Source organism: Rhizobacter sp. P2_H2 (genome assembly GCF_056403375.1).
Genome location: NZ_JBFUFP010000267.1, coordinates 1 through 5,895, shown reverse-complemented (window position 1 = coordinate 5,895; position 5,895 = coordinate 1). Strand labels below are relative to the sequence as shown.

Annotated in this window: 7 protein-coding genes and 1 pseudogene; 3 read left to right on the top strand and 5 right to left on the bottom strand. The window is 68.7% G+C overall.

Annotation, left to right across the window (positions count from 1 at the left end; genetic code table 11):
• Positions 1-111 (top strand): annotated as a pseudogene (locus tag AC1D15_RS15425) (bacterioferritin); the annotation flags it as partial.
• A gap of 121 nt (positions 112-232) precedes the next feature.
• On the top strand, positions 233-439 hold the full coding sequence (locus AC1D15_RS15420) for a (2Fe-2S)-binding protein (RefSeq protein WP_052213119.1): 207 nt from the start codon (positions 233-235) through the stop codon (positions 437-439).
• On the opposite strand, the gene AC1D15_RS15415 is transcribed toward AC1D15_RS15420, so the two are convergent.
• On the bottom strand, positions 440-841 hold the full coding sequence (locus tag AC1D15_RS15415) for a GlcG/HbpS family heme-binding protein (protein ID WP_047511508.1): 402 nt from the start codon (positions 839-841) through the stop codon (positions 440-442).
• A 197-nt stretch (positions 842-1,038) separates the two neighbouring features.
• Between AC1D15_RS15415 and AC1D15_RS15410 the strand changes: the two genes are divergently transcribed.
• A complete protein-coding gene (locus AC1D15_RS15410; protein WP_477826657.1) occupies positions 1,039-1,746 on the top strand; it encodes a Bax inhibitor-1/YccA family protein in 708 nt (235 codons plus the stop codon).
• 65 nt (positions 1,747-1,811) lie between these two features.
• On the opposite strand, the gene rlmD is transcribed toward AC1D15_RS15410, so the two are convergent.
• The 4 genes from rlmD to AC1D15_RS15390 form a co-directional block, all read right to left on the bottom strand.
• Positions 1,812-3,155: a 23S rRNA (uracil(1939)-C(5))-methyltransferase RlmD gene (gene rlmD, locus AC1D15_RS15405; RefSeq protein WP_477826656.1), complete on the bottom strand. Its 1,344-nt coding sequence runs from the start codon at positions 3,153-3,155 to the stop codon at positions 1,812-1,814.
• Between the two features lie 30 nt (positions 3,156-3,185).
• Positions 3,186-4,244, bottom strand: coding sequence for an RNA polymerase sigma factor RpoS (gene rpoS / locus AC1D15_RS15400; RefSeq protein WP_477826655.1), 1,059 nt, complete (start codon positions 4,242-4,244; stop codon positions 3,186-3,188).
• Between the two features lie 35 nt (positions 4,245-4,279).
• Positions 4,280-5,206 (bottom strand): peptidoglycan DD-metalloendopeptidase family protein, encoded by a 927-nt coding sequence (locus AC1D15_RS15395; RefSeq protein WP_477826654.1) that lies wholly within the window; start codon positions 5,204-5,206, stop codon positions 4,280-4,282.
• 14 nt (positions 5,207-5,220) lie between these two features.
• Positions 5,221-5,895, bottom strand: a 675-nt coding sequence (locus AC1D15_RS15390; RefSeq protein WP_477826653.1) for a protein-L-isoaspartate(D-aspartate) O-methyltransferase, incomplete at its 5' end; no start/stop codon positions are given.

The following is a 5,895-nucleotide window of genomic DNA, read 5'->3' as shown; positions in this document are numbered from 1 at the left end:
CTCGACGACACCGAGGAGCACATCGACTACCTGGAGACGCAGCTCGACCTGGTGGACAAGGTCGGCCTGCAGAACTACCTCCAGTCACAAATGGGTGAAGTCGAGGCCTGAGCCCCCGTGACCGATTCCTCGCACCCCCGCGGTGCGGGGATGTCCCCGGCCTTGAGTTGCGAATCGTTCTTGTTTAAGATGCACCCCATCGGCCCTCGCTCGGCGGCCGGGAGTGCATCTGATGATCGTGTGTGTCTGCGAACGCGTATCCGACAGGGACATCGAACGGCATGTTCGCGGTGGCTGCGACAGCTTTGATTCGCTGCAGCTGGAAACCGGCGTCGCCACCTGCTGCGGGCGCTGCGAAGACTGCGCCCGCGAGGTGTTCGAGACCGCCACCGGCGCGCAAGGCGGCATGGCGATCATCCCGCTGAAGATCGCTGCCTGATCAGAGCGCGGCGATCCCTGCCTTCGCGACCTGCACGTCCTCGCTCGATTTCACGCCGCTGACACCGACTGCGCCCACGCACTGGCCCTGCACCAGGATCGGCACGCCGCCTTCGAGCATGCCCTCCAGCGTCGGTGCGCTCAGGAACGCGCTGCGGCCCTGGTTGATCATGTCCTCGTAGACCTTGCTCTCGCGCCGGCCGACCGCCGCGGTGCGGGCCTTGCCCGGGGCGATGTGCGACGAGATCGGCGCGGCGCCGTCCAGCCGCTGCAGCCACAGCAGGTGCCCGCCGTCATCGACGATCGCGATCGTCACGGCCCATTGGTTCTTCAAGGCCTCGGCCTCGGCGGCGGCGGCGATGCGCTTCACGTCGTCGAGGGTCAACACGGGTTTGCTGTTCATGCGCAGGGGCAGGAGTTGGGAAAGCCGCACTGTAGTGCGTCACGCCGGCCGCCACCAAGGCCTGCCCGGGCAGATCACCCCTGCGCCGGCGCCAACGAATCCACGGGCGGTCTTCATGTCCGCTCATGTCACGTGTAACCGGGAACTACAATGCGCCGTCCGGGTCCACACCCCTGGTTCCACCCCCTGGAGGATTCATGAACGACAACCTGCAAGCCGCCTACGGCGACTACCTCGGCTCGGTTCCGAGCGCTGAACAGCGCAACCGGGTTCTTCGCAACACCTACTGGATGCTGGCACTGTCGATGGTGCCGACCGTCATCGGCGCCTGGGCCGGCATGGCCTTCGGCTTCGCCGACGTCGCGCGTGCCAGCCCGTTCATGACGCTGGCGCTGTTCTTCGGCGGCGCGATCGCGTTCTTCTTCGCGATCGACAAGACCAAGAATTCGCCGACCGGCGTCGTGCTGCTGCTGGCCTTCACGTTCTTCATGGGCGTGATGCTGTCACTGACGATCGGGCGCGTGCTCGGCAGCTACAAGAACGGCGGCCAGCTGATCATGATGGCCTTCGGCGGCACCTCGGTGGTGTTCATCTCGATGGCGACGCTGGCCACGACCATCAAGCGTGACATCTCCAGCTGGGGCAAGTTCCTGATGGTCGGCGTGATCGGCCTGATCGTCGCGAGCATCGCCAACATCTGGCTGCAGATGCCGRCGCTGTCGCTGACCGTGTCGGCCCTCGCGGTCGTGATCTTCTCGGCCTTCATGCTGTACGACCTGAAGCGCGTGGTCGACGGCGGCGAGACGAACTACGTGACCGCGACGCTCGCGATCTACCTGGATGTCTACAACGTCTTCGTCAGCCTGCTGAACATCCTCGGCATCTTCGGCGGCGACCGCGAATAAGCGCATCCGCTGACCGCGCAAGAAAAAGGGCCCTCCGGGGCCCTTTCGCTTTTTGGTGCTGCCGATCAGCCCCGCTCGAACACCGCCATGCTCTCCACATGCGCCGTGTGCGGGAACATGTTCACCGCGCCGGCCGCCGTGCAGCGGTAGCCCGCCTGATGCACCAGCAGCCCGGCATCGCGCGCCAGCGTCGCCGGGTTGCAGCTCACGTAGACGATGCGCTGCGGCGGCACGAATCCGGGCGCCAGCGCCGGATCCGCATGCAGGTCGGCCAGCGCCTTCGCGAGCGCGAACGCCCCTTCGCGCGGCGGATCGACCAGCCATTTCTGCGCATTGCCATACCCGGCCAGTTCGGCCGGCGTGATCTCGAACAGGTTGCGCGCGACGAACGAGGTCTTGTGCGCGAGCCGGTTCACCTGCGCGTTCTCGCGCGAGCGCGCCACCAGCGATTCGCTGCCTTCGATGCCGAGCACCTCGCGCGCCTGCGTCGCGATCGGCAGCGTGAAATTGCCGAGCCCGCAGAACCAGTCGATCACCCGCTCGTCGACCCCGGCCGCGAGCAGCTTCAGCGCCCGCGACACCAGCACCTGGTTGATCTGGTGGTTGACCTGCGTGAAGTCGGTCGGCTTGAACGGCATCGTGATGCCGAACTCCGGCAGGTCGTAKGCGAGTGGCGGGCCGTCCGCATCGAGCAGTTGAACCGTGTCCGGCCCCTTGGGCTGCAGCCACCACTGGATGCCATGCGCCGCCGCGAACTCGCGCAGGCGCTGCAGGTCGCCGCCGCTCAGCGGCTCGAGGTGCCGCAGCACCAGCGCCGTGACCTCGCTGCCGATCGCCACCTCGATCTGCGGCAGCCGATCACGCTGGTCCATCGCGCCGATCAGCGTGCGCAGCGGCAGCAGCAGATCGCTCAGGTGACGCGGCAACACCTCGCAGCTGTCCATGTCGGCCACATAGCTGGACTTGCGCTCGTGGAAGCCCACCAGCACCGTGCCCTTCTTGACGACGTGGCGCACCGACAGGCGCGCCCGGTAGCGGTAGCCCCAGGCCGGCCCCTCGATCGGCCGCAGCACGCGCTCGGCCTTCGTCTTGCCGAGGTGCCACAGCGCGTCTTCGAGCGCCCGCTGCTTGGTCGCGACCTGCGCGCCCACATGGAAGTGCTGCATCTTGCAGCCGCCGCAGGTGCCGAAATGCCGGCACGCCGGCGTCACGCGCTGCGAGCTCTCGCGGCGCAGCGCCGTCATCGTCGCCTGCTCCCAGTTGTTCTTGCGGCGCCCCACGCTGACCTGGACCTGCTCACCGGGCAATGCGCCCTCGATGAACACCACCTTGCCTTCCGCGTTGTGCGCCACGCCTTGCGCTTCGAGGTCGAGGGACTCGACCGTCAGCCATTCATCGCTTGCTGTCATTCCGCGATTGTCTCAGCACCGCAGGGGTGCCTAGAAAATCGAGTCGCGATCGATCCCGCTGCGCGCCATGCGGCGCTTGAGCTTCACCAGCGCCTCCTGCTGGATCTGCCGGATGCGCTCGCGCGTCAGGCCCAGCCGCTCGGCCAGCACCTCCAGCGTCTCGGGTTCGCGGTCGCGCAGGCCGTAGCGGCCCGACAGCACCTCGCGCTCGCGCTCGTTCAGCTCGTCCAGGCCGTGCTGCAGCAGCACGTCGATCTCGTGGTTCAGCGTGGTCGACAGCGGATCGCTCGCGCCTTCGTCGGCCACGCTGTCGATCATCGATTCGGAGTTCTCGCGGTCGATCGGCGCGTCGAGCGAGGCCGGCAGCTCGGCGAACTTCAGCAGCTCGCTCACCTCCTGCACCGGCCGGCCGACGCGCTGCGCGATGTCCTCGACCCGCACCGGCTTGTCGGTGCCGTCGCCATGCGTGCCGTCGGCCTCGAGCGCGCGGCGCGCCTTCAGCACATGATTGAGCTCGCGCACCACGTGCACCGGCAGCCGCACCAGCCGGGCCTGGTGCATGATCGCGCGCTCGATGCTCTGGCGGATCCACCATGAGGAGTAGGTCGAGAAGCGGAAGCCGCGCTCCGGCTCGAACTTGCTGATCGCATGCATCAGCCCGAGGTTGCCCTCCTCGATCAGGTCGGTCATCGGCAGGCCGCGCCCGAGGTAGTTCTTCGCGATGCTGACCACCAGCCGCAGGTTGCGCTCGATCATCGACTGGCGCGCACTGAAATCGCCGGCGCGGGCCCGCGTCGCGGTGTCGAATTCTTCCTGCGGCGTCAGCAGCGGCGCGCGGCGGATGTCGCGCAGGTAGGTCTGCAGCGTGTTGCCGACCTCGCCCTCGCCCGCCGCGATCTCGATCACCGGACGCACGTCGTCGGACGGCAGCTCGGCGTGGTCGTGCGGATCACCCTGCGGATCGGCCTCGGCTGCGGATTCCACCGGCTCGGCCTGCGCCGCGTCCACCTTCAGCGCCGGCAGCGGCGGCCGCGCACCGGTGTCATGGCCCAGCGCATGCCCGTTCAGTGTGCTGCGCTTCTTGACCATGCTGTTGCCCGGGCTGGTGGAAGGTGGGCCGCGCCTCAGCGTGGCGGCAGGAGCTTGGCGGGATCGATCGGCCTGCCGAGCTTGCGGATCTCGAAGTGCAGCGCCACCCGGTCGGAATCGGTGGCGCCCATCTCGGCGATCTTCTGGCCGCGGCGCACGGTCTGGTCTTCCTTGACCAGCAGCGCCTGGTTGTGCGCGTAGGCCGTCAGGAAGGTGTTGTTGTGCTTCAGGATCACGAGGTTGCCGTAGCCGCGCAGGCCGGAGCCGGCGCAGACGACGCGGCCATCGGCGGCCGCCAGCACCGGGTCGCCGGGCTTGCCGGAGATCGACAGGCCCTTGCTGCGCACGTCGTCGAAGCCGGCCACCACCGCACCGGTGGCGGGCCACTGCCAGTTGATGTCGTCGTCATCGCGCGCGGCGGGCGGCGTGGCGGCCGGGGCCGTGGCAATCGCGACCGGCGTCGTGGCGGCCGAAGCCCCCGACGCGGGCCGCGGCGCATCGAGCGGCTTCACGTCGACCTTTGCAGCCGTCACGCCGCGCGTGGCCACCGCATTCGGGTCGGCACCCGGCGGCACGACGCGCAGCACCTGGCCGACCTCGATGACGTTCGGGTTGTCGAGGTTGTTCCACTTGATCAGGTCTTTCCAGTTCTGGCCGGTCTCGAGCCCGATGCGGATCATCGTGTCGCCCGGCTTCACCGAATAGAAGCCCGGCTTGCCGGCGTTCTCGGCGCCGGGCAGCGGCTTCACGGCCTCCGGCGTGCCGACCACCGGTGCCGGTGTCGCGACCGCCGTACCGCCGGCCGTCGTGACCGGCGCCCGCGTGCCACCACGATCCTCGACCGGCGCGTGGTACTTCGGCGACGAACAGGCCGCGAGGGCAAGCGCCGCCAGCACGATCGCGATCGCTCGGGGGCCGGTCGAATGGCGGCGCGCGGCCGCGGGAGTCGAGGTGCTTGCCATCACTGCCACTGTCATCAATCCGTTCCTGATTTTAGGGGGACGAACAGCACGGCCTCATGAACCGCGCGCTCGTATCCACCCTCTGTTCTGTCGACCACCACCAGCACCTGGCCCTGCCCTGCAGCCCGCTGCACCGGGGCCACCAGACGGCCGCCGACGGCCAGTTGATCGAGCCAGGCCTGCGGCAGATTGTCGCCGCCGGCCGCCGAGATGATGCTGTCGTACGGCGCGTTCGGCGGGTGGCCCCGCATCCCGTCACCATACACCAGCCGGATGTCCGTCAAGCGCAACGGCGCCAGCAGCTCGCGCGCCTTGTCGTGCAGCGGCTTGAGCCGCTCCACCGACAGCACCTGCCGCGACAGCTGCGCGAGCACCGCCGCCTGGTAGCCGCAGCCGGTGCCGATCTCCAGCGTGCGGCCCAGCGTGCGCCGCGTGCGTGCGGCGGGGCTCGCCATCAGCAGCTCGATCATGCGCGCCACCACCGAGGGCTTGGAGATGGTCTGCCCGAGGCCGATCGGCAGGCTGGTGTCTTCATAGGCCTGGTTGACCAGCGCCGTGTCGACGAAGGCATGGCGCGGCACGCGGGCCATCGCGCCGAGTACCAGTTCGTCGCGCACGCCGCCACCGCGCAGCCGGTCGACCATGCGCTGGCGCACGCCGGCCGAATCGAGGCCGAGGCCGGTCGGCAC

Excerpts from the sequence above, each read along its gene's own strand:
- AC1D15_RS15415 (WP_047511508.1), bottom strand. The coding sequence starts at position 841 with ATGAACAGCAAACCCGTGTTGACCCTCGACGACGTGAAGCGCATCGCC.
- rpoS (WP_477826655.1), bottom strand. The coding sequence starts at position 4,244 with ATGGTCAAGAAGCGCAGCACACTGAACGGGCATGCGCTGGGCCATGAC.
- AC1D15_RS15395 (WP_477826654.1), bottom strand. The coding sequence starts at position 5,206 with ATGGCAAGCACCTCGACTCCCGCGGCCGCGCGCCGCCATTCGACCGGC.
- AC1D15_RS15420 (WP_052213119.1), top strand. The coding sequence starts at position 233 with ATGATCGTGTGTGTCTGCGAACGCGTATCCGACAGGGACATCGAACGG.